The sequence below is a fragment of the Streptomyces sp. NPDC008092 genome, assembly GCF_042957285.1.
In the GTDB taxonomy this organism is placed as follows: Bacteria; Actinomycetota; Actinomycetes; order Streptomycetales; family Streptomycetaceae; genus Streptomyces.
Map to the genome: position 1 here is coordinate 76,316 of NZ_JBIBHY010000001.1, position 23,691 is coordinate 100,006.

The 23,691-nt window shown below is 69.7% G+C and carries 15 protein-coding genes; 13 read left to right on the forward strand and 2 right to left on the reverse strand.

What is annotated here, in order from left to right; genetic code table 11:
• Window positions 1-90 precede the first annotated feature (90 nt).
• Window positions 91-3,363, forward strand: coding sequence for a GH92 family glycosyl hydrolase (locus ACFZB3_RS00325; protein ID WP_391367323.1), 3,273 nt, complete (start codon window positions 91-93; stop codon window positions 3,361-3,363).
• Window positions 3,364-3,441: 78 nt separating this feature from the next.
• On the opposite strand, the gene ACFZB3_RS00330 is transcribed toward ACFZB3_RS00325, so the two are convergent.
• Complete coding sequence (locus tag ACFZB3_RS00330) at window positions 3,442-7,185, reverse strand: GH92 family glycosyl hydrolase (protein ID WP_391367325.1); 3,744 nt, start codon at window positions 7,183-7,185, stop codon at window positions 3,442-3,444.
• Window positions 7,186-7,609: 424 nt separating this feature from the next.
• Between ACFZB3_RS00330 and ngcE the strand changes: the two genes are divergently transcribed.
• The 10 genes from ngcE (at window position 7,610) to ACFZB3_RS00380 (ending at window position 21,609) form a co-directional block, all read left to right on the forward strand.
• Window positions 7,610-9,085, forward strand: coding sequence for an N-acetylglucosamine/diacetylchitobiose ABC transporter substrate-binding protein (gene ngcE, locus ACFZB3_RS00335; protein WP_391367326.1), 1,476 nt, complete (start codon window positions 7,610-7,612; stop codon window positions 9,083-9,085).
• Between the two features lie 30 nt (window positions 9,086-9,115).
• Window positions 9,116-10,042: a carbohydrate ABC transporter permease gene (locus ACFZB3_RS00340; protein ID WP_093498536.1), complete on the forward strand. Its 927-nt coding sequence runs from the start codon at window positions 9,116-9,118 to the stop codon at window positions 10,040-10,042.
• Between the two features lie 4 nt (window positions 10,043-10,046).
• Window positions 10,047-10,946, forward strand: coding sequence for an ABC transporter permease subunit (locus tag ACFZB3_RS00345; RefSeq protein ID WP_391367328.1), 900 nt, complete (start codon window positions 10,047-10,049; stop codon window positions 10,944-10,946).
• A 336-nt stretch (window positions 10,947-11,282) separates the two neighbouring features.
• Window positions 11,283-12,482, forward strand: coding sequence for an ROK family protein (locus tag ACFZB3_RS00350; RefSeq protein WP_391367330.1), 1,200 nt, complete (start codon window positions 11,283-11,285; stop codon window positions 12,480-12,482).
• Window positions 12,483-12,604: 122 nt separating this feature from the next.
• On the forward strand, window positions 12,605-13,708 hold the full coding sequence (locus ACFZB3_RS00355; protein WP_391367331.1) for a substrate-binding domain-containing protein: 1,104 nt from the start codon (window positions 12,605-12,607) through the stop codon (window positions 13,706-13,708).
• A gap of 324 nt (window positions 13,709-14,032) precedes the next feature.
• Complete coding sequence (locus ACFZB3_RS00360; RefSeq protein ID WP_351490020.1) at window positions 14,033-14,824, forward strand: ATP-binding cassette domain-containing protein; 792 nt, start codon at window positions 14,033-14,035, stop codon at window positions 14,822-14,824.
• Complete coding sequence (locus ACFZB3_RS00365; protein WP_391367334.1) at window positions 14,821-16,173, forward strand: sugar ABC transporter permease; 1,353 nt, start codon at window positions 14,821-14,823, stop codon at window positions 16,171-16,173. The genes ACFZB3_RS00360 and ACFZB3_RS00365 overlap by 4 nt, the downstream gene beginning before the upstream one ends.
• Window positions 16,174-16,456: 283 nt before the next feature.
• Window positions 16,457-18,373 (forward strand): 1-deoxy-D-xylulose-5-phosphate synthase, encoded by a 1,917-nt coding sequence (gene dxs / locus ACFZB3_RS00370; RefSeq protein ID WP_391367336.1) that lies wholly within the window; start codon window positions 16,457-16,459, stop codon window positions 18,371-18,373.
• A 215-nt stretch (window positions 18,374-18,588) separates the two neighbouring features.
• Window positions 18,589-20,085 carry an amino acid permease gene (locus ACFZB3_RS00375; protein WP_391367338.1) on the forward strand — a complete coding sequence of 499 codons (1,497 nt, stop codon included), beginning with the start codon at window positions 18,589-18,591 and terminating at the stop codon, window positions 20,083-20,085.
• A 72-nt stretch (window positions 20,086-20,157) separates the two neighbouring features.
• Entirely contained in the window at window positions 20,158-21,609 is a 1,452-nt protein-coding gene (locus ACFZB3_RS00380) for a glycosyltransferase family 39 protein (RefSeq protein ID WP_391367340.1), read from the forward strand.
• 109 nt (window positions 21,610-21,718) lie between these two features.
• On the opposite strand, the gene ACFZB3_RS00385 is transcribed toward ACFZB3_RS00380, so the two are convergent.
• On the reverse strand, window positions 21,719-22,087 hold the full coding sequence (locus ACFZB3_RS00385; RefSeq protein WP_391367342.1) for an NTP pyrophosphohydrolase: 369 nt from the start codon (window positions 22,085-22,087) through the stop codon (window positions 21,719-21,721).
• Window positions 22,088-22,151: 64 nt separating this feature from the next.
• Between ACFZB3_RS00385 and ACFZB3_RS00390 the strand changes: the two genes are divergently transcribed.
• The gene (locus ACFZB3_RS00390) at window positions 22,152-23,168 is read left to right on the forward strand and encodes a hypothetical protein (protein WP_391367345.1); all 1,017 of its coding nucleotides are present in this window, start codon (window positions 22,152-22,154) and stop codon (window positions 23,166-23,168) included.
• Between the two features lie 76 nt (window positions 23,169-23,244).
• Window positions 23,245-23,631, forward strand: coding sequence for a hypothetical protein (locus ACFZB3_RS00395; protein WP_391369656.1), 387 nt, complete (start codon window positions 23,245-23,247; stop codon window positions 23,629-23,631).
• Window positions 23,632-23,691: the final 60 nt, after the last annotated feature.

Sequence of the window (23,691 nt, forward strand, 5' to 3'; positions counted from 1 at the left end):
TCTTCCGTGGTACCGGTGGCGCACGTTACTGTCCCTGCGGCTTGTGCGACCCGTGGTGCGCGACCCGTCCGGAGGAGGAAGGGCCGCGTCATGCGTTTCCGACCCATGTCCCTGCTGCTCGCCGCGGTACTCGCGGCCGGCGGCGCCACCCCCGCCCTCGCGGCCCCCGCGAGCGCACCACCCGAACTGGTCAAGGACCCCACGGCGTACGTCGATCCGCTGATCGGCAGCAGGAACGGCGGCAACACCTTCCCGGGCGCCGTCGTGCCGTTCGGCATGCTCTCCTGGAGCCCGGAGAACACCAGAGGCGACGCGACCAGAACGGCCGCACCGGGCGGCTACCAGTACGACGCCACCCGCATCCGCGGCTTCAGCCTGACCCACATGTCCGGCACCGGCTGCGCGGGCGGCAGCGGTGACATCCCGTTCTTCCCGTACGCCGGCGAGGTCACCTCGTCCCCGGCGAGCGACACCAAGGACGCCGTCTACGCCTCCGACTTCAGCCACGCCGACGAGACCGCCGAGCCCGGCCACTACCGGGTGGGCCTCGCCTCCGGCGTCACCGCCGACCTCACCGCGACCACCCGCACCGGCTCGGCCCAGTTCAGCTACCCGGCCGACAAGCCCGCCTCCCTGCTGATCCGCACCGCCAACTCCGAGGTTGGCTCGGCCGATTCGACGGTGACCATCGACCCCGAGACGCGTACCGTCTCCGGCTCGGTCACCTCCGGCGACTTCTGCGGCTATCTCGACCCCGAGGGCCAACGCTCCTACTACACCCTCTACTTCACCGCGCATTTCGACCGCGCCTTCACCGCCACCGGCACCTGGCAGGACGACCGGCTCAGCCCGGGTTCGACGACCGCCTCCGGCGGCACCGGCGGCTTCTCGGCGAACGGCGGCCGGCCCGTCGCCGGCAAGGGGGCCGGCGGATACGTGCGGTTCGCGCCCGGCTCGGACCCGGTGAACGTCAAGGTCGGTATCTCGTACGTCAGCCAGGCCGCCGCCGCGGCGAACCTGCGGGCGGAGAACCCGCCGCGGCGCTCCTTCGACGCCGTCCGTGACGCGGCCCACCGCGCCTGGCGCGACCGCCTGGACGCCATCCGGGTCGGCGGCGGCACGGACGCCGACCGCACCACCTTCTACACCGCGCTCTACCACTCGCTCTTCCACCCCAACGTCATCAGCGACGCCGACGGCCGCTACCGGGGCAGCGACGACAAGGTGCACCGGGTCGCCCGCGGCCACCGGGCGCAGTACGGCACCTTCTCCGGCTGGGACGTCTACCGCGACCAGGTCCAGCTGCTCACGCTGCTGGACCCCGGGACCGGCTCGGACGTCGCCCAGTCGCTCTACGAACTCGCCCGGCAGAACGGCGGGGTCTGGGACCGCTGGCTGCACGGCGCGAGCGGCACCCACGTCATGAACGGCGACCCGGCACCGACCGCCCTCGCCGGCATCCGCGCCTTCGGCGGCACCGGCTTCGACCTGAAGGGCGCGCTGGACTCGTTGGTGACGGCGGCGACGGTCCCGACGGCCCAGGACCTGTCCGCGGCCGGCAAACCGGTGCTGTCGGTCGGCCAACGGCCCTCCCTCGACAAGTACCTGGCCGACCACTACATGCCGTCCGTGTCCAACGCCTGGGGCGGGGCCGCCGAGACCCTGGAGATGTCCACGGCCGACTTCTCCCTCTCCCAGCTCGCCGCGGCGGCGGGGGAGAAGGAGACGGCTGCCGCTTTCGCCGACCGGTCCCAGTGGTGGCAGAACAACTTCGACATCGCCGCCGACGCCACCGGCGGCTACATCGCCAACCGCAAGGCCGACGGCAGCTGGGTCACCGGCTTCACCCCGGGCACCGGCAACGGGTTCGTGGAGGGCACGGCCGCCCAGTACACGTGGATGGTCCAGCACAACCCGGCCGGGCTCTTCGCCGCGATGGGCGGCACCGACCGGGCCCTCGCCCGCCTCGACGCCTTCTTCCACAACGACGACGGCAGCTGGGCCTTCACCGGCAGCGGCGGCGACAAGTCCGAGCTGGACAACGAGCCCTCGCTCAACGTGCCCTACCTGTACGACTACGCGGGCGCGCCCTACCGGACACAGGAGACCGTCCGTGCGGCGATGACACAGCTCTGGTCGACACAGCCCGGCGGCATCCCCGGCAACGACGACCTCGGCGCGATGTCCTCGTGGTACGTCTTCTCGGCGCTCGGCATGTACCCGCAGGTCCCCTCCCGCGCCGAACTCGTCCTCGCCTCACCCCTGTTCGAGCGCGTGGAGATCGACCGCCCGAACGGGAACGACATCTCGATCCACGCACCGGGAGCGGCCGCCGACGCCCCGTACGTCCAGTCCCTGAAGGTCGACGGCCGTACCAGCGACCGCCCCTGGCTCGACAGCTCGTTCGTCCGCGACGGCGGCCGGCTCGACTACACCCTCGCCGCGACCCCGAACCGCACCTGGGGCACCTCCGCCGCGCCCCCGTCCTTCCGCCGGGGCGAGCAGCCGTACCAGATCGGCGTCGGCCCGACGGCCGCGACGATCGCCCCCGGTGACAGCACGAAGGTGGACATCCGTGCGCTCTCCCTGACCGGTGGCACCGGCCCGGAGGTCCGCTACCGCGTCGAGACCCCGGACGGCGTCCGGGCCACCCCGGCGGAGGGCACGGTGACCGACGGCTCCCAGCAGATCACCCTCACCACCGACCCCGGCACCGCCCAGGGCTACTACGACATACGGGTCACGGTGACCTCCGCGGACACCTCCTACTCGCAGCCGGTCGCCCTCACCGTCGCCGCGCCCGGCACCCTTCTCGCGGCCTACTCCAACACCGGCATCTCGGACGACTCCGGCGACCACGACGAGGCCGACTTCGACGGCGGCGGCTGGAGCTACTCCCGCCAGGCCCTCGCGGCGGCCGGCCTCACCGCGGGCGGCCGGGGCACGGTGGACGGCCTCACCTACACCTGGCCGGACGCCCCGGCAGGCCGCCCCGACAACGCGACGGCCACCGCCCAGACCGTCGCACTGCCCACCCCCGCCACCAGGCTGTCCTTCCTGGGCAGCGCCACCAACGGCAACCAGTCCGCCCAGGCGACCGTCACCTACACCGACGGCACCACCGGCACCGTCGACCTCTCCTTCACCGACTGGACCGTCGGCGGTGGCGGCGGCACCGTCCAGTACGGCAACGAGACCGTCGCCAGGAGCGCCTACCGGAACGTCGCGGGCGCGGACAAGGACCCGGTGGCGACCTACGTCTTCGCGACCAGGCCCTTCACGGCCCCGGACGGCAGGACCATCAAGAGCGTCCGGCTGCCCGACAACGGCGACCTGCACGTGTTCACCCTCGCCACCGGCTGACCGCTGAACGGCAGAGGGGGCGGACCCTAACGGGCCCGCCCCCTCTGCCTGTTGTTCCCTGTTGCCCGTGCCGCCGTCTCAGGCCAGCAACTCCACCTCCGACAAGGTCGATGCGCCGTCCAGGACGAGGCGGTAGTGCGCGTACGCCCCGGGCTTCTGGATCGTGAACGCCCGTGTCTGCAGGTTCCAGTCGAAGGTTTCACCGGAACGACTGTCCAGAGTCCGCCAGTTGGTGCCGTCCGCCGAGGCCTGGAGGGTCCAGCCGGTCGGGGCCTTCGTGCGGTCCGACGGCGAGGTGAGGGTGTACTGGACGCCCTTGGCCGGCCCGGTCACCGGCAGGTCCACCGACGTCACGGTCGCCTCGGTCGCCGAGGTGTTGTCGAACAGGGAGCCGTCGGCCTTCAGGACGTCGGCGCGCGGGGCCGGGACCTTGTCGTCCTTGGTGATCGAGACCGGGGCGGCGTTCCTGCCGGTGCCCCACTCCGACGGCTTCGGGCCCATCGTGAAGTCGATGACCCCGCCCTGGGAGATCAGCGAGTGGGGCAGCGAAGTCGACGTCCAGGTCTTGCCGTCGACGCGCACCCCTTGGACGTAGACGTTCCGCGCGCTGTTCTGCGGGGCCTTGATCACCAGGTCGTGGCCGTTCTCCAGGTGGACCGTGGCCTTCTTGAAGAGCGGGGAGCCGATGGTGTAGTCGCCGCTGCCCATCACCAGCGGGTAGAAGCCGAGGGCCGAGAAGAGGTACCAGGCCGACTGCTCGCCGTTGTCCTCGTCGCCGTGGTAGCCCTGGCCGATCTCGCTGCCGAGGTAGAGCCGGGAGAGCGCCTCACGGACGTAGGCCTGTGCCTTCCAGGGCTCGCCGGCCGCGTCGTACATGTAGATGACGTGGTGGGCGACCTGGTTGGAGTGGCCGTACATGCCCATCCGGACGTCCCGGGCCTCGGTCATCTCGTGGATGACCCCGCCGTAGGAGCCGACGAAGTCGGGGGAGGCCGTCTCGGGCGTCGCGAAGAACTCGTCGAGCTTGTCGCCGAGGCCGGACCGGCCGCCGTACAGGTTGGCGAGGCCGCGGCTGTCCTGCGGGGCGGTGAAGGCGTAGCCCCAGCCGTTGGTCTCGGTGTAGTCGTAGCCCCACACGCGGGGGTCGTACGACCCCGAGTCCACCCGCCAGCCGCCCTGGGCGTCCTTGCCCTGGAAGAAGCCGGCCTTGGAGTCGAAGAGGTTCACGTAGTCCTGGGCGCGGTTGAGGAAGTAGTCCGACTCCTCCTTGTAGCGCTTCTCGCCCGTCTTCTTGTAGAGCGCCTTGCCCATCTCGGCGATGCCGTAGTCGTTGACGTATCCCTCCATCGCCCAGGACAGGCCCTCGCGGGTGTCGTCGCTGGTGTAGCCGAGGAAGGGGGAGGTGGACATGCCCTTGCGGCCGACGCCCGAGGAGGGCGGGACCACCGTGGCGTTCTTCAGGGCCGCCTCGTAGGCCGCCTTCGCGTCGAACTTCACGCCCTTGACGTAGGCGTCCGCGAACGCCACGTCCGAGGAGGTGCCGGTCATCAGGTCGGCGTAGCCGGGGGAGGACCAGCGGGAGGTCCAGCCGCCGTCCTTGTACTGCTGCACGAACCCGTCGACCATCTCCCCGGCCTGAGTGGGCGTCAGGAACGAGTAGGCCGGCCAGGTCGTGCGGTACGTGTCCCAGAAGCCGTTGTTGACGTACACCTTGCCGTCCACGATCTTGGCGCCGGTGTGCGTCGGGGTGTCCTGGCTGGTCATCGGGGAGAAGGGGGAGGCGTACTGGTAGGTCGAACCGACCTTCTCGAAACCGGAGTTGGGATACAGGTACAGCCGGTACATGCTGGAGTAGAGGGTGGTCAGCTGGTCGGCCGTGGCACCCTCCACCTCGACCTTGCCGAGCAGCCTGTCCCAGACCTTGCGGGCCTGTGCCTTCACCGTGTCGAAGGAGGTGCCGTCCGGGATCTCCTGGCGCAGGTTGTCCTTGGCCTGGTCGACGCTGATGAGGGAGGTGGCCAGCCGGAGCGTGACGGTGTGGTCGGAGCCCGCGTCGAAGCGCAGGTAGCCCTTGACCCCGGTGGAGTCGCCGCCCGTCACCGGCTTGTCGAAGACGCCGTAGACGAAGAGCCGCGTCGCGCCCGTCGACAGCCCCGACTTGACGTCGGAGTAGCCGGTGACGATCCCGTGCTCCTTGTCGAGGGTCAGGCCCGCCTGCTCGGTCACGTTGTCGAAGATCACGCTCGCGTCGTCGCCCGGGTAGGTGAAGCGCAGCGCGGCCGCGTGGTCGGTCGGTGTTATCTCCGCCTTCAGGCCGTTCTCGAACGTGACGCCGTAGTAGTACGGCCGCGCGGTCTCGTTCTCGTGCCGGAAGGCCAGTTCGCGGGCCTCCCGGCCGGTGTCCGGGGTGCCGGAGGCGGCGGACGGCATCATCTGGAAGGTCTGCCGGTCGCCCATCCAGGGGCTGGGCTCATGGCTCGCGCTGAACGCCTGGATCGTCGGCAGGTTGTCGTCGTTGTTCGCGCGGGCGTATTCGTACAGCCAGCTCTCCGAGGACGCGTTGGTCACCGGCGTCCAGAAGTTGAAGCCATGCGGCAGGGCCGTCGCCGGGAAGTTGTTGCCGCGCGAGAAGCTGCCGCTGGAGTTGGTGCCGCGGGTGGTCAGCGCGTAGTCGGACAGATGCGCCTTGGGCTTCCCGGGGGCCACCGGCTTCAGCGACACGTCGTCGATCCAGCCGCGGAACTTCGTGGGACCGGCGGGGGAGTCGTAGCCCACCAGGATCCGGTCGACCGTCCGGCCGGCCGCGACCGAGCCGATCACCGACGAGATGTCGTTCCACTGGTTGACGTACAGCGCCTTGGACGTGCCCTGTCCGCGCGGCGAGAGCGCGAACCCGTGCTGGTCGACCGCGCCGAGGTCGCTCAGGTACGTGCCGTCGGTGAAGGCCAGGTCGACCGAGACGTAGGTGGCGTCGTAGTCGAGGTCACCGTCGGCCATCGAGGGGAAGATCCGGTACGCGAGCTGCGTGTCCCGGCCGACCTTCACGTTCACGTCGAAGACCTTGTTGTACGAGTACGCCCGGCCGGTCGCCGTGTGCCGTCCGGCGTAGCGCAGCGCGTGCGTTCCGGTGAACCCGGCCCGGGCCTTCGCGGTCGGCGAGCCGTTCGGGCCCTTGTCGACCAGCGAGAGCATGTCCTGGGGCACCGGACCGCCGCTGCCGCCCGTGGAGAACTGCACGTCGGCGATCTGGAGGATGTCCGGGGCGCCGTTGTTCTTCGTGACGTCGAGCCGGAAGTGCTGGTACTCGGCGGGCGCGGCGAGGTCGTACGACTTGGTCTGGAACCGCTCCGTGAAGGCTTCGCCGGTGCGGGTGTCGACGGTCTTCCAGTCCTTGCCGTCCGTCGAGCCCTGGAGGGTCCAGTCCTTCGGGTCGCGTTCGTCGTAGTCGTTCGCCGAGGTGAGGGCGTAGGTGACCAGCTTGATGGGCTTGTCGAAGTCGAACTCGACCCAGCCGGTGGGCTCGAAGGTGAGCCACTTGGTGCCCGACTCGCCGTCGACGAGGTTCTCCTTGACCTCGCCCGCGCCGGTGTTCTCGGCGCTCGCCCGCACGTCGGTCACGTGGTCGGTGACATTGCCGGGGATGCCGGTGCTGTAGCCGCCGTCCACTCCGGCGGCGCGGGGTGCGCCACTGGCGTCCGTGTCCACGGTGTCGGTCCAGTCCGGTGACGGATCGCCAGACTCGAACGAGGATGCGAACTGCGTCGCGGCGGCCGGTGCCTTCGCCGGCAGCGCCACCGCGGCTCCCTGGGAGCCCAGGGTCATGACTACGGCGGCCGCGATCACGACCGCCGTGCCAGATCCGTGTCCTGTTCTTCGCTGCGTTCTCCGCTGCATCACCACGGGTGCCCTCCCTGCCGCATGAGACAACGTTGTCAGTTGCGTGGCGCAGGAACCAGTAGGTGGTCAAGTGACCCGTGATGTCAAGGGTGTTGGGTGCGGCATTCAGGGGTGTATGTCGGCTCTTTTTCCGGCAAGGCGTACAGAGATCGCTCATATTTCCGACAGGTCTCAACTAGGAAAAGACCCATCGGCAACCCTGCATTCGATCTTGCCTCGCTGACGGGAAGTGGACTATACCTGTCGGCGTTTCCCGCATGACTTCCTGCACGACCCAGCACTACCCGACCGCGGTGCCGGGGAGGATCCGGTTCACCGCCTGAGTCCTGGAGAAGGCGAGGACTTGAGCATGGGATCCACTTCCGCAGCGAACCCCGGTTCCGATTCCGCAGCGACCCCCGGTTCCGAGGGTGTCGGCCGTCGCGATCTGATCAGGCGTTCGGCCGCGCTCGGCCTGATTTCCGTCCCCGCCGTCGGATTCCTCTCCGCCTGCGCCAGCAGTGGCGGCGGCGGCCAGTCCAAGGACAAGGCCGGCAAGAAGACGGCCAAGAACCCGCTGGGTGTCAACGACACCGCGCAGATGGAATTCGTCCTCTTCGACGGCGGTTTCGGCAAGGAGTACGCCGAGGACGCGGTGAAGATCTACGAGAAGGACTTCCCGAAGGCCAAGGTCAAGTTCTCCGCCACCCAGAAGATCCAGTCCACGCTGCAGCCGCGTTTCAACCAGGGCACCCCGCCGGACCTCATCGACAACTCCGGCGCCGAGCAGATGGACATGGGTGTGCTCGTCGGCAAGAACCAGCTGGCCGACCTCACCCCGCTCCTCGACGCCCCGTCGTTCGACGACCCGAACAAGAAGGTCCGCGACACGCTGCGCCCCGGGATCGTCGAGATGGGCCAGTTCGACGGCGACCCGGTCTGGATCATGTACTACGCCTACACGGTCTACGGCGTCTGGTACTCGCAGAAGGCCCTGGACTCGCTCGACGCCGAGTACCCGCAGACCTGGGACCAGATGATCGCCGTCTGCGCGAAGGCCAAGAAGAAGGGCATGGCCGGCTGGACCTACGCCGGCAAGTACCCCTACTACATCCCCTTCTCGCTCTACCCGATGATCGGCAAGGTCGGCGGCGTCGAGGTCCTGAACGCGATCGACAACCTGGAGCCGAACGCCTGGAAGCACCCGGCCGTCAAGGCGTGTTTCGAGGCCTACTACGAGCTCTACAAGAAGGGCTACATCCTCAAGGGCACCCCCGGCCTCGACCACATCCAGTCGCAGACCGCCTGGGCGCAGGGCAAGGCCCTGTTCATCCCGAACGGCTCCTGGGTGGAGAACGAGTCGGCGAACGTCATCCCCTCCGACTTCAACCTCGCCGTCTCCGCGCCCACCGGCATCGACAAGAACGACAAGATGCCGTTCGGCACCATCTGGGCCTCCGGCGGCGAGCCGTTCATCGTCCCGGCCAAGGCCGCGAACGCCCAGGGCGGCATGGAGCAGCTGCGCATCATGCTCAGCGAGGCGTCGTCGAAGAACTTCACGGCGAAGGTGAAGTCGCTGACCGCGTACAACGGCGGCACCGAGGGCATCACCCTCACCCCGGGTCTCGGCTCCGGCGTGGCGGCGCTCAAGCTGGCCGGCTCGAACGTGGTCAATCCGCGGCTCCAGGACTGGTACGTGCAGCTCCAGAAGGAGAAGATCGGAGTCGCCGGTCTCGGCGAGATGATGGCCGGCCGGCTCACCCCGGCGGAGGCCGTCAAGAAGATCCAGGGCTTCGCCGACGAGGCCGCCAAGGACACCACGATCAAGCACTACAAGCACCAGTAACCAGAAAACCCTCTCGGCACCGGAGTGGCGATGCAGCACGGCAAGTACCGGTTCATCGTGGGGTTTCTGGCGTTGCCCCTCGGACTGTACGCGCTCTTCGTGGTGTGGCCGTTCATCCAGTCCATCTACTACTCGTTCACGGACTGGACCGGCCTGAGCCCCGAATTCAAGATGGTGGGCCTGGACAATTACCGGAGGATGCTGCACGACGACGTCTTCTGGAAGTCCTTGCAGCACAGCTTGATGTTCGCGGTCGTGCTGCCGCTGGTGACGATCAGCCTGGCGCTGTTCTTCGCCTTCATGATCAATGTGGGCGGCCGGAGAAGGAGGGGCGGCCCGGTCATCTCCGGGGTCCGGGGCTCCTCCTTCTACAAGATCGTCTATTTCTTCCCGCAGGTGCTGTCGATCGCGATCGTCTCGCTGCTGTTCGCCTTCGCCTACAACCCCGACAGCGGCGCGATCAATTCGCTGCTCCGCGGAATTGGTCTGGACAATATCCAGCCGCTCTGGCTGGGCGACCCGAGCCTCGCCCTGTGGTGCGTTATGGCCGTCCTGGTCTGGTCCACGGTCGGTTTCTTCGTGGTCCTCTTCTCGGCGGGCATGGCGTCCATCCCCATGGACCTGTACGAGGCCGCCCTGCTCGACGGCGCCGGCCGCGCCACCACCTTCTTCCGCATCACGCTGCCGCTGCTGTGGGACACCGTGCAGTCCGGCTGGGTCTACATGGGCATCCTCGCGCTCGGCGCCGAGTCGTTCGCAGTCGTACAGATCATGACGACCGGACCGGGCGGTCCCGACTACTCGACGACCGTGATGGTCCTGTACGTGTACCAGAAGGCGTTCCGGGACGGTCAGGCCGCCTACGCCACCACCATCGGCGTCGCCCTGCTGGTCGTCACGCTCGCCTTCGCGGCGGTCGTGATGCGGCTGGGCCGTCGCGAGCGGCTGGAGTACTGAAGCGATGACGACGACCGAGACCGACGTCACTGTCACCGAGACCGAGCCCACCGAGCCGAAGCCGCCCCGCCGGCAGCGCGAGAGCGGGGTCCTCAACGTCTTCTCCCACGGCGTCCTGGTCATCTGGGCGTTCATGGTGGTCACCCCGCTGCTCTGGGCGGTGATGACGTCCTTCAAGGACGACCGGTCGATCTTCACCTCGCCCTGGGCGCTCCCGGACCGGCTCCACTTCGAGAACTGGGCGCGGGCCTGGACCGACGCCAACATGAGCGACTACTTCCTGAACACCGTCCTGGTGGTCGGCGGCTCGCTCATCGGCACCCTGGTCCTCGGCTCGATGGCCGCCTACGTCCTGGCCCGCTTCGACTTCCCGGGCAACCGGTTCATCTACTACCTCTTCATCGGCGGCATGAGCTTCCCGATCATGCTCGCGCTGGTCCCGCTGTTCTACGTCGTCAACAACCTGGGCCTGCTGAACACGATCCACGGCCTGATCCTGGTCTACATCGCGTACTCGCTGCCGTTCACGGTCTTCTTCCTCACGGCGTTCTTCCGCACGCTGCCCACGTCCGTGGCCGAGGCCGCCTTCGTGGACGGCGCCTCGCACACCCGCACGTTCTTCCAGATCATGCTGCCGATGGCCAAGCCCGGCCTGATCAGCGTCGGGATCTTCAACTTCCTCGGCCAGTGGAACCAGTACATGCTCCCCACGGTCCTCAACACCGACCCCGACAAGCACGTCCTCACCCAGGGCCTGGTCCAGCTGGCGGTCAGCCAGGGCTACAAGGGCGACTGGTCCGGCCTCTTCGCCGGCCTGGTGATGGCGATGCTCCCGGTCCTCGCCGCGTACATCGTCTTCCAGCGCCAGGTGGTGGCGGGTCTGACGGCGGGCGCTCTGAAGTAACCCGAACGTTCGCAACCCGAAAGTGCGGTGCCCTGATCCAGGCGGTCACCGCAGCGTCGTGAAGGGGCGCGGGGAACTGCGCGACCAGCCACAACGGCGCCGCACCCGTACTCCACGCGCGCCCTCCCACCTGCTCACCAGTGGCCTAGACATGTCCATCGCATGTCCCCCAGGCGACCCCCGAACCGCCAACGATTTCTGTCAAGGACTTGACGGCGGTAACCCGTTCAGCAGAGCTTGGAGTTCATAACTTGTAAGTGACCCGGTCTCAGTGAGGTGATCTGGGTCACGTTGGCGGCACCGTGGCCGCCTCCGATGGCAGGAGTGGATGGGTCGATGGAGACTCCGGGGTCGCAGTCGTCGCTGCACCGAGCCAACCTGGAACGTGTCGTACGGGCCGTACGTCTGGCCGGATCGCTCACGCAGGCGGAGATCGCGCGCACGACCGGCCTGTCGGCTGCGACGGTCTCCAACATCGTGCGCGAGCTCAAGGACGGCGGAACCGTCGAGGTCACGCCCACGTCGGCGGGCGGCCGCAGGGCCCGCAGCGTGAGTCTGAGCGGTGACGCCGGCATTGTCATCGGCGTCGACTTCGGCCACACCCACCTGCGTGTCGCGATCGGGAACCTCGCCCACCAGGTGCTGGCCGAGGAGTCCGAGCCCCTCGACGTGGACGCGTCGTCCAGCCAGGGCTTCGACAGGGCGGAGGAGCTGGTCAACCGCCTGATCGCGGCGACCGGCGTGGACCGCTCGAAGATCGCCGGCGTGGGTGTCGGCGTCCCCGGCCCGATCGACGTCGAGTCCGGCACCCTCGGCTCCAGCGCGATCCTGCCCGGCTGGATCGGCGCGAGACCCGCGGAGGAGCTCCGGCTCCGCCTCGGCGTCCCCGTGCACGTCGACAACGACGCCAACCTCGGCGCCCTCGGCGAGCTGGTCTGGGGCAGCGGCAAGGGCGTCCGTGACCTTGCTTACATCAAGGTCGCGAGCGGTGTCGGCGCCGGTCTGGTGATCAACGGGAAGATCTACCGGGGCCCCGGCGGGACGGCCGGCGAAATAGGGCATATTACACTCGACGAGTCCGGCCCGGTCTGCCGCTGCGGCAACCGCGGCTGCCTGGAGACCTTCGCGGCGGCCCGCTACGTGCTGCCGCTGCTCCAGCCCGGCCACGGCCCCGACCTGACCATGGAAGGCGTCGTACGGCTGGCCCGGGACGGCGATCCGGGCTGCCGTCGGGTGATCGGCGACGTCGGCCGTCACATCGGCAGTGGAGTGGCCAACCTCTGCAACCTGCTGAACCCGAGCCGGGTGGTCCTCGGCGGCGACCTCGCCGAGGCCGGAGAGCTGGTCCTGGGGCCCATCAGGGAGTCCGTGGGGCGCTATGCGATCCCCAGTGCCGCACGCCAGCTCTCGGTGCTTCCGGGGGCCCTCGGCGGCCGCGCCGAGGTGCTCGGGGCGCTCGCTCTCGCACTCAGCGAGATGGGCGATTCGACCCTTTTGGACGGGTCGGTTCAGGCCGTTGCACCTGTCTTCACTTAGAGAACGCATGGCGCCGTTGCCATCTCGTTAAGTATTTACTTCTTGACGTCGAACTTGCGGCCGAGTTGACTTCGAGCCACCTCGGCCGCAGCGTTGCGGCCCTGTCAGGGAGGCACCCCCAAATGAACGCAACGATGCGTAGAGTCGTGATCGGCACCGCCGCGGTTTCCATGGCGCTGTCCGTCGCCGCCTGTGGCAAGGCCGGCGACGACAAGAAGAGCGACTCGTCCAGCAGCAGCTCCTCCGGTGGCAAGACCATCGGCCTGCTGCTCCCCGACAGCGTCACCGCGCGCTACGAGAAGTTCGACCACCCGTACTTCGAGGCGCAGGTCAAGTCGCTGTGTGCCGACTGCACCGTCGACTACGCGAACGCTGCGGGTGACGCGGCCAAGCAGGCCCAGCAGGTCAGCACCATGGTCACCAAGGGCGTCAAGGTCATCGTGATCTCCGCCCAGGACTCTGCGGCCATCAAGTCCTCCATCGACGCGGCCGTTGCCAAGGGTGTCAAGGTCGTCGCGTACGACCGCCTCGCCCAGGGCAAGGTCTCGGCCTACGTCTCCTTCGACAACGTCAAGGTCGGCGAGCTGCAGGGCCAGGCCCTGCTCGACGCCCTCGGCTCCAAGGCGACCACCAAGTCCAAGGTCGTCATGATCAACGGTGACGACGCCGACCCGAACGCCGCCCAGTTCAAGTCGGGTGCGCACAAGGCCCTGGACGGCAAGGTCGACATCGCCTACGAGCAGTCGGGCCTGTGGAAGGACACCGTCGCCGCGCAGAAGGTGAAGGCGGCCATCACCCAGCTGGGTGCCAAGAACATCGCGGGCGTCTACTCCGCCAACGACGGCATGGCCGGTGGTATCGCCACCACCCTCAAGGGCGCCGGCATCAGCGGCATCCCGCTGACCGGTCAGGACGCGGAGCTCGCGGGCATCCAGCGCATCGTCGCCGGCACCCAGTCCTCCACCGTCTACAAGGCGTTCAAGCCGGAGGCCGACGCCGCCGCCACGATCGCCGTGGACCTGCTGCAGGGCAAGAGCATCGACTCGCTCGCCACCAGCACGCAGACCAGCGGTTCCGGCGACAAGGTGCCCTCGCAGCTGCTGACCCCGGTGTCGGTCACCAAGGCCAACATCAAGGACACGGTGATCAAGGACGGTCTGTACACCGTCTCCGACATCTGCACCAGCGAGTTCGCCAAGGCCTGCAAGGCCGCCGGCCTCCAGTAGTCCCGCCCCGGAGCCGCCAGGCTCCGGTCGCCAGCGCCCGGGTGGTCGCAGTACGACACCCGGGCCCCGGCCGCCCGACGCCGGCCCTTCCGCAAGGTGCCCCGGCCGTCCGGCGGTCACGCGAAACCCCTCCGACGCCCGCTCCGGCCTTCATACCCCGCTGCCGGAGCGGGCGTCGGACGGACCCGTTGCCAAGCGCAGCGGATTCGCGCATGTTCATCTTGTAAACCGCGTGCGTTACCCCGACGACAGTCCGAGGTACCGCACGACCCTCCGCGCCTGATCACCAAGCGCGGCATCCCCGCCGGTCAGGCGGCGAAGGAGATGGTTCACGTGTCCGCTACGCCCGTGCTGGCGTTGCGCGGAGTCTCCAAGCGATTCGGTGCGGTCCAGGCACTCACCGACGTCGAACTGGAGGTCCACGCCGGAGAAGTGGTCGCCCTGGTGGGCGACAACGGCGCAGGAAAGTCGACCCTGGTCAAGACGATCGCGGGTGTGCACCCCATCGATGAGGGCGTCATCGAGTGGGAGGGCAACTCCGTCAGCATCAACAAGCCGCACGACGCCCAGGGACTGGGTGTCGCGACGGTCTACCAGGACCTCGCGCTCTGCGACAACCTCGACGTGGTGGGGAACCTCTTCCTCGGCCGTGAGCTGCTGCACCGCGGCGTCCTCGACGAGGTGACGATGGAGAAGCAGGCGCGCGAGCTGCTGAGCACGCTCTCCATCCGCATCCCGAGCGTGCGCATCCCGATCGCCAGCCTCTCCGGCGGCCAGCGCCAGGTCGTGGCCATCGCCCGCGCCCTGATCGGCGACCCCAAGGTCGTCATCCTCGACGAGCCCACCGCCGCCCTCGGCGTCGAGCAGACCGCGCAGGTCCTCGACCTGGTGGAGCGGCTGCGCGAGCGCAACCTCGCCGTCATCCTCATCAGCCACAACATGGCCGACGTCAAGGCGGTCGCGGACACCGTCGCCGTGCTGCGACTGGGCAAGAACAACGGTTTCTTCCCCGTGAAGAGCACCAGCCAGGAAGAGATCATCGCCGCGATCACGGGTGCCACGGACAACGCCGTGACCCGTCGTTCCGAGCGACGCACCACGGAGGCGGCAAAGTGAGCGAGACGTCGAACAAGACCGTGCAGGGCGACGAGTCGCCCCAGCTCGACAAGACCGAGGCGGCGGCCGAGGCCCCGACCACGGCCGCCCCCGCCGCCGACCCGACGGCCGCGCCGGTCGCGGTCGTCGACCCGCGGCTGCTCGTCCGTGAAGAGGGCTTCAAGGGCTACCTCACGGAGTTCAAGCGCCGGGTGAAGGGCGGCGAGCTGGGCTCGCTGCCGGTGGTGGTCGGCCTGATCATCATCTGGACCATCTTCCAGGTGAAGAACAGCCTGTTCCTCAGCGCGGACAACCTCTCCAACATCAGCTACTTCCTCGCGGCCACCGGCATGCTCGCCATCGGCCTGGTGTTCGTGCTGCTGCTCGGCGAGATCGACCTGTCCGTCGGCTCGGTGAGCGGTCTGGCCTCCACGGTGTTCGCCGTCCTGGCGGTCAACCACGGCATGAACCAGTGGCTGGCCCTGATCCTCACGATCATCACGGGCATCGGCATCGGCGCCCTGCACGGCTGGTTCTTCGCCAAGATCGGCGTACCCGCGTTCGTGGTCACCCTGGCCGGCTTCCTCGGCTGGAACGGTCTGATGCTGTGGCTGCTGGGCTCCAGCGGCACGATCAACATCCCGGCCGACAGCGGCCCGGTGAAGCTCCTCGGCCAGAGCTCCTTCTTCATGGACCAGGCCATCATCGGTGCCTACCTGCTGGCCGGTCTCGGTGTCGTGCTCTCGGCCCTGGGCCAGTTCAACGAGCAGCGCCGGCGCCGTGCGGCGGGTGTGCCGTTCCGGCCCACCAGCGAGATCCTGCTCCGCGTCGTCCTGCTCGCCATCGCGTCCTTCGTGGCGGCGGCCGTGCTGAACAACGCGGCCGGTGTCTCCAACGCGCTGGTGATCTTCCTCGCGTCGCTGGTCATCGTCGACTTCGTGCTGCGTCGTACGACGTACGGCCGCAAGGTCTTCGCGGTCGGCGGCGGCATCGAGGCGGCCCGCCGTGCGGGTATCAGCGTGCCGATGGTCCGGATCACCGTGTTCGCGATCTCCGGTGGCTTCGCGGCGATCGGCGGTATGTTCTTCGCCGGCCAGACGGCGAGCGCGACGCTCAACGCCGGTGGCGGCAACACGCTGATGCTCGCCATCGCGGCGGCCGTCATCGGTGGTACGTCGCTGTTCGGTGGCCGCGGTACCGTCTGGTCCGCGCTCCTGGGCATGCTGGTCATCCAGTCCATCCAGACCGGCCTCGACCTGCTGAACATGAACACGTCGATCCAGTACATGATCACTGGTGGTGTTCTGCTGGGTGCGGTCGTCATCGACTCCGTCTCCCGCAAGAGCCAGAAGGCGGCGGGGCGCGGATAGCGCCGTGGGGGGTGCGGTGCGCTGCCGAGTGCCGGTCCGTCGTGGCTGGTCGCGCAGTTCCTCCCCCAGCCTTCGGCCGGGGGTACCCCCAGCGCCCCTAGGTTTCCGACTGTGCCCGGCACTGGACAGTGCCGGGCACAGTCGTGTCATAGGTGGGGCTCATGATGGGTACAGCCGATCGCGTGACCCATGACCCAAGGGCCGGAGTCGTTCCGCCCGAGCGGAACACTAGACTCGACGAGCCCGGCAACAGCTCGATCAGCTCTACTGCAAGGAGGCACGGGTGCCGCTGCTGACCCGTATCAGGGGACCGCGCGATCTGGACCGGCTCAGCCCCGAGGAGCTGGTCCAGCTGGCAGAGGAGATCCGGAGCTTCCTCGTGGAAGCGGTCTCCAAGACCGGCGGACACCTCGGTCCCAACCTGGGCGTGGTCGAGCTCACCATCGCCCTGCACCGCGTCTTCGACTCCCCGAAGGACAAGGTGCTCTGGGACACCGGCCACCAGTCCTACGTGCACAAGCTGCTCACCGGCCGTCAGGACTTCTCGAAGCTGAAGCAGAAGGGCGGCCTGTCCGGCTACCCCTCGCAGGCCGAGTCCGAGCACGACGTCATCGAGAACAGCCACGCCTCCACGGTGCTCGGCTGGGCCGACGGCATCGCCAAGGGCAACCAGCTGCTCGAACGCGACAGCCACGTCGTCGCCGTGATCGGTGACGGCGCCCTCACCGGCGGCATGGCCTGGGAGGCGCTGAACAACATCGCCGACGCCAAGGACCGCCCGCTCGTCATCGTCGTCAACGACAACGAGCGTTCGTACGCCCCGACCATCGGCGGCCTCGCCAACCACCTGGCGACCCTGCGCACGACGGACGGGTACGAGCGGTTCCTGGCCCGCGGCAAGGACCTGCTGGAGCGCACCCCGGTCGTCGGCAGGCCGCTCTACGACACCCTGCACGGCGCCAAGAAGGGGCTGAAGGACTTCATCGCCCCGCAGGGCATGTTCGAGGACCTGGGCCTGAAGTACGTCGGCCCGATCGACGGCCACGACATGGAGGCCCTGGAGTCGGCCCTCGCTCGCGCGAAACGGTTCGGCGGGCCGGTGATCGTGCACTGCCTCACCGAGAAGGGCCGCGGCTACCAGCCCGCCCTCCAGGACGAGGCCGACCGCTTCCACGGCATCGGCCCCATCCACCCCGACACCGGCCTGCCGGTCAAGGCCTCCGGCGCCGACTGGACCTCGGTCTTCGGCGACGAGATGGTCGAGCTCGGCAAGGAGCGCAAGGACATCGTCGCGATCACCGCGGCCATGCTCCAGCCGGTCGGCCTGAAGAAGTTCGCGGACACCTTCCCGGACCGCATCTACGACGTCGGCATCGCCGAGCAGCACGGCGCCGTCTCCGCGGCGGGCCTCGCCACGGCCGGCCTGCACCCGGTCTTCGCCGTGTACGCCACCTTCCTCAACCGCGCCTTCGACCAGGTACTGATGGACGTGGCCCTGCACAGGTGCGGGGTGACCTTCGTCCTGGACCGGGCCGGCGTCACCGGCACCGACGGCGCCTCCCACAACGGCATGTGGGACATGTCGATCCTCCAGGTCGTCCCCGGCCTCAGGCTCGCCGCCCCGCGCGACGCCGACCAGGTCCGCGCCCAGCTCCGCGAGGCCGTCGAGGTCGACGACGCCCCGACGGTGGTCCGCTTCTCCAAGGGCGCGGTCGGCCCCGCCGTCGCCGCCGTCGGCAGGATCGGCGGCATGGACGTGCTGCGCGAGCCCGGCACCGACACCCCGGACGTGCTCCTGGTCTCCGTGGGCGCCCTCGCCCCCATGTGCCTGGAGATCGCCGGCCTCCTCGACAAGCAGGGCATCTCGACGACCGTGGTCGACCCGCGCTGGGTCAAGCCGGTCGACGAGGCCATGGCCCCGCTGGCCGAGCGCCACCGGGTGGTCGTCACGGTCGAGGACAACAGCCGCGTCGGCGGCGTCGGCTCCGCGGTCGCCCAGGCACTGCGCGACGCGGGCGTGGACGTACCGCTGCGCGACTTCGGCATCCCGCCCCGCTTCCTCGACCACGCGTCCAGGGCCGAGGTGATGGCCGAGATCGGCCTGACGGCCCCGGACATCGCCCGCCAGGTCACCGGTCTGGTGGCGAAGCTGGACGGCCAGCCGACGGACGTCAGCTCCGTGGAACCTGCAAGAGACTGAGGTGAAGCGCCCCTGAAAGGGGCGCGGGGAACTGCGCGCTCAGCCCCCACTCGCCCGCACTCCCGCACCAAACCCGCACCACCCCAATGGGTCGGTTTCCCCACACCTCCAAGTGGCGAGACCGACCCATCTGCGTGAACCTGCCCTTGCCGGGGCATACGCACCCCCCGGCCCTCTCGATCATGTCGAGGACGACAAACGTGGGAGGTAGGCACGTGAGCAGTACCCTCTTCAGGACCAAGAACGTCGAACAGTCCATCAAGGACACCGAGGAACCGGAGCACGCGCTCAAGAAGTCGCTGTCGGCCCTGGACCTCACGGTCTTCGGCGTGGGTGTCATCATCGGCACCGGCATCTTCGTCCTGACCGGCACGGCCGCCAAGAACAACGCGGGGCCCGCGGTCGCCCTGTCCTTCGTCGCGGCCGGCGTCGTCTGCGGCCTCGCCGCACTCTGCTACGCCGAGTTCGCCTCCACCGTCCCGGTCGCCGGTTCGGCGTACACCTTCTCGTACGCCTCCCTCGGCGAGTTCCCCGCGTGGATCATCGGCTGGGACCTGGTCCTCGAACTGGCGCTGGGCACGGCGGTGGTCGCCGTCGGCTGGTCGGGGTACATCCACTCACTGCTCGACAACGCGGGCTGGCACCTGCCCGAGTACCTCAGCGGCCGCGACGGCGCCCACGGCTTCGGCTTCGACATCCTCGCCGCCGCCCTGGTCCTCGTGCTCACCGCGATCCTGGTCGTCGGCATGAAGCTCTCCGCCCGGGTCACCTCGGTCGTCGTCGCCATCAAGGTGGCCGTCGTCCTGGTCGTCATCATCGCGGGCGCCTTCTTCATCCACAGCGGCAACTACAGCCCCTTCATCCCGCCGAAGCAGGCCGTGCCGGCGGGCGGCAACCTCAAGGCCCCGCTGGTCCAGCTGATGTTCGGCTGGGCGCCCTCCAACTTCGGCGTGATGGGCATCTTCACCGCCGCCTCGGTCGTCTTCTTCGCCTTCATCGGCTTCGACGTCGTCGCCACCGCCGCCGAGGAGACCCGCAACCCCCAGCGGGACGTACCGCGCGGCATCATCGGCTCCCTGATCATCTGCACCGCGCTGTACGTCGCCGTGGCCATCGTGGTGACCGGCATGCAGAAGTACAGCGAGCTGTCCGTGGACGCCCCGCTCGCCGACGCCTTCAAGGCCACCGGGCATCCCTGGTTCGCCGGCCTGATCAGCTTCGGCGCCGCCGTCGGCCTGACCACCGTGTGCATGATCCTGCTGCTCGGCCAGTCCCGGGTGTTCTTCGCGATGAGCCGGGACGGCCTGCTGCCCCGCTTCTTCTCGCACACCCACCCGAGGTTCCGCACCCCGTACCGGCCGACGATCCTGCTCGGCGTCGTCATCGCGATCGTCGCCGGCTTCACCAGTCTCAGCGAACTCGCCGAACTCGTGAACATCGGCACGCTCTTCGCTTTCATCGTCGTCGCGATCAGCGTCGTCATCCTGCGCAACACCCGGCCGGACCTGGAGCGGTCCTTCCGCACCCCGTGGGTGCCGGTGCTGCCGGCCGTGTCCGTGCTGGCCTCGCTGTGGCTGATGCTCAACCTGCCGGCCGAGACCTGGCTGCGGTTCGCCATCTGGATGGTCATCGGCTTCGTCGTCTACTTCCTCTACGGCCGCTCGCACAGCCGCCTCGCCCAGGCCGAACGGACCCCTGCCGACGCTCCGTGACCGCCAGGCTCGTCGCTCCGGCCCCGTATGTCCCGTCCGGGTGGGACTGCGGGGCCGGATAGCGTGCTCCCCATGCTTCTCGCGCCCCTCGCCCCGCCACGGTCCGTAGTCGCAGGGAAGGGGTACTGGACGCGGCTGCTGCCGCTGCTCGCCGTACTGGCCTGCGTGACCCGGGTGCCGTCCTTCCTCCGGCCGCTGTGGAACCCCGACGAGGGCTATCTCGCCGTACAGGCCCGCATACTGGCGCGCGGCGGGCAGCTGTACGAGACGGTCGTGGACCGCAAGCCGCCGCTGCTGCCGTGGCTGTACGAGGGGACGTTCGCGGTCTTCGGGTCCGGGTCGCTCACCGCGGTCCGGGTCCTCGCCGTACTGGCCCAGCTGGCCACCGCGGCCCTGCTCGCGTCGATCGCCCGGCGGCGCTGGGGCGACCGCGCGGGCCGTACCGCCGGGACGCTGTACCTGCTGGTCTCGGTCGGGCTCAACCCCGAGGACGCCCAGGCGGCCACCTTCGAGGTGTTCATGCTGCCCTGCACGGCCGCCGCGATGTGGTGCGCCGACCGCCGCCGCTGGGGAGCGGCCGGCGCCGCCGTCGCGTGCGCCTTCCTCACCAAGCAGACCGGCGGGGCCGTCCTGCTGCCGGTGCTCTTCCTCCTCAACCGGTACGGCGGGCCGCGCGCGGGACTGCTCCGGCTGGCGGCCGGCGCCGCCCTGCCCGTGCTGGGCGCCGCCCTGGCCACCGACCCGGCCGGCTTCGCCTTCTGGACGGTCACCGGGTCCGGTGCCTACGCCTCCTTCACCGGCTCCGAACTGCACGTCCTGGCCCGGGCGTTGACCAACACCGCGATCCTCGGCGCGGCCTCGGCCGGCCTGCTCCCGCCGATCGCGCGGGCGCTGCGCATCGCCCGTACCGGCGCCGCCGACCTGTGGCTGTGGCTGGCCGCGTCGGCGGCCGCGGTCACCCTCGGCTTCCACTTCTTCGGCCACTACTTCCTGCAACTCACCCCACCCCTGGCCCTGTTGGCCACGGCCGCGCTGCAGATCCTGCCGTGGGAACGGACCTCGGCCGCCGTGCTGGCCTCGGCCTGCGCCTGCACCCTCTTCCTGGCCTGGGGCGTCCTGGCCCCCCGCCCGGAACTCGCGCACGCCCAGCGGCTGGCGCTCTCCCTGGACCGCCGTACCGCGCCCGGCGACCGGGTCCTGGTCTGGGGCATACACCCGGAGACGTACTGGCTCGCCGACCGCACCCCCGCCACCCGCTACCTCACCGCCGGCCTCCTCACCAACTTCAGCGGCGGCCGGGACGGCCCGCAGGTCGGCGAGAAGTACGCCGTCGAGGGCACCTGGCCGGTCTTCCGCGCGGAGCTGGCCGACCGGGCACCGGCCCTGGTGATCGACGACTCCCGCGGCAAGCCGTACGGCCCCGACCGCGTCCCGAGCCTGCGCAGGCTGCTCGCGGCCGGATACGAGCAGGCGGGCGAGGTGGACGGGGCGGTGCTGTACGTCAAGGTGCCGAGCGCCCCGTAGGGGCGCGGGGCTGTGTTCATATGCGGCTCCGCCGCGTGGGCGCGACCAGCCCCCACCGGCCCGCAGCGAACGAACCGCCCGATCAGCGAACCGCCCAACCAGCGGAGCGCTACAGCAGCGCGCTCGGCCCGATCACCTCGGCGCCCAACTCCACCACCCGGCGGCGCAGTTCACGGTCGGCGGTGACGACGAGCCGCGGCCGGCCGGGGTCCTCCGCGGCCAGCTCCACGATCCGGTCGTCGCCGCTGCCGGGTGCCGACTCCACCCGTACCCCGGGCACCGACGCCACCCCGCGGGCGGCCCCCTCGACGACGAGCACCAGCTCCACCGGCGTCGGCCGGCCGGGCAGCCCCTGCTCGGCGAGCCGGTCGCGGAGCCGTTCGGCGGCCCCCTTGCGGTCCCGCCACCAGCCGTCCGGCCGCGACCCGACGACGTTCGCGCCGTCGACGATCACCAGCAGGGGAGCTTCGTCTTCCATGCCCCAAGCCTCGCACGCCAGGGGCCGCCCCACTGCTCCGAACGGCCCCGCTTAGAGTGAAGCGGTGAACGGCGACTGGCTCCTCCGCGGCCGTGACGGCCGGCTCAGTGTCTATCTGCCGTCGGGCGAGGCCGTGCTGTGCCGGGCGGAACGCGGACCCGGCGCGCCCTGGTCCGCTCCCCGGAGGATGGGCGGCGACCAGCGGCTGCACCCGGGCTTCACGGTGGGCCAGGGCGCCGACGGGTACGCCCACCTGGTCGCCTGGCGGCCCACCGTGAACGGCGAGTCGGGGCTCGTCCACTCCACCCACTACCGGCCGCACCTGGCCGCCCTGGATTGGCGGTCGATCGGCCACCCGAGCAAGAAGGGCGACGTCACCGGTGCCCCCGCCGTCGCGGTGGACGCGCAGGGCCGCGCCCATGTCTTCGTGCGCAACAGGGGGCGCGGGGTGAGCATGGCCGCCCAGAAGGACAAGGGCGGCTGGGAGCCGTGGCGGGACCTGAAGGGGCGGCTGGTCGAGGACGGGCTGGCGGCGGTGACCGGCGAGTCGGGGCGCGTCGAGGTGTACGCGGCCGTGCCCGGCGGGGTCGTGCACTGGCGTCAGGAGGAGGCGGGGAAGCCGCCCGTGCTCCTTGAGGCGCTGGAGGCCCCGGTCCGGCCGGGCACCCTCACCGCCCTCGCCACCTCCGCCGAGAGCACGACCCTCTACTACACCGACGAGTCCGGCGACCTGTGCGCCTGGCGCCCGGGCGGCAAGCCGTACGCCCTGCTGCCCTCGGCCGGGCCCGGCCCGGTGGCCGCGGTCCGCTGTGAACTCGACGGGTACGACTGCACCCTGCTCGCCCAGCGCTCGGCGAGCGGCCGGGTGGCCTTCGCCGCGTATCCGACCCAGGACGAACGGGCCGGCGCCTGGTGGACCGAGTCCGGACCGCAGCTCCCGGCCGACGCCCAGATCGCCCTGGCCACCGACGAGGCGGGCCGGGTGACCGCGGCCAGCCTGTCCCCCTCCACCGGCCAACTGCTGCTCACCCGCCGCAAGGACGAGCCGGGGCTGGCACTGGAGGCCTGGCGGCCGGTCTGAGACGCGCTCCGGGCCTTCGCCGCCCGGCCCGCGGACGCGGACTTGGCGGCACGGCGGGAGGTACGGGTGAGCCATGATGGCCACCGTGGACAACCAGACACTCATCGACGCCTGGCGGCGTCTGCTCACCGGCTCGGGCAAGTCATGGGTGCTGTTCGAGCACGGCACCTGCGTGGTACTCGAACACCCCGCCGGCGACGTCGCCGAGCAGGCCGTCGGCATTCTCCGCGAGTTCGGCCCCATGCATGTCGCCACCGCGGCGGGCGACTTCCGGGTGCTCGAACTCAACCAGGGCGAGGGCTGGCTGGTGACGAGCCATCATCCGGACGTCATCACCTTCGTGCCGCGCGACGATCCCGAGGACCCGTCCCACCTGGCCGTCGGCATCCTGGGCCGCTCCCGCCGCGACCTCGACGGCACGGAACTGACCGTCGTCCACGTCGAGGCGACGCCGCCCTCCTGAAGCGGCCGCGGCCGGCGCGTGCCCCGGCACGCCGATGCCCGGCACACCAGTCGGTGCGCC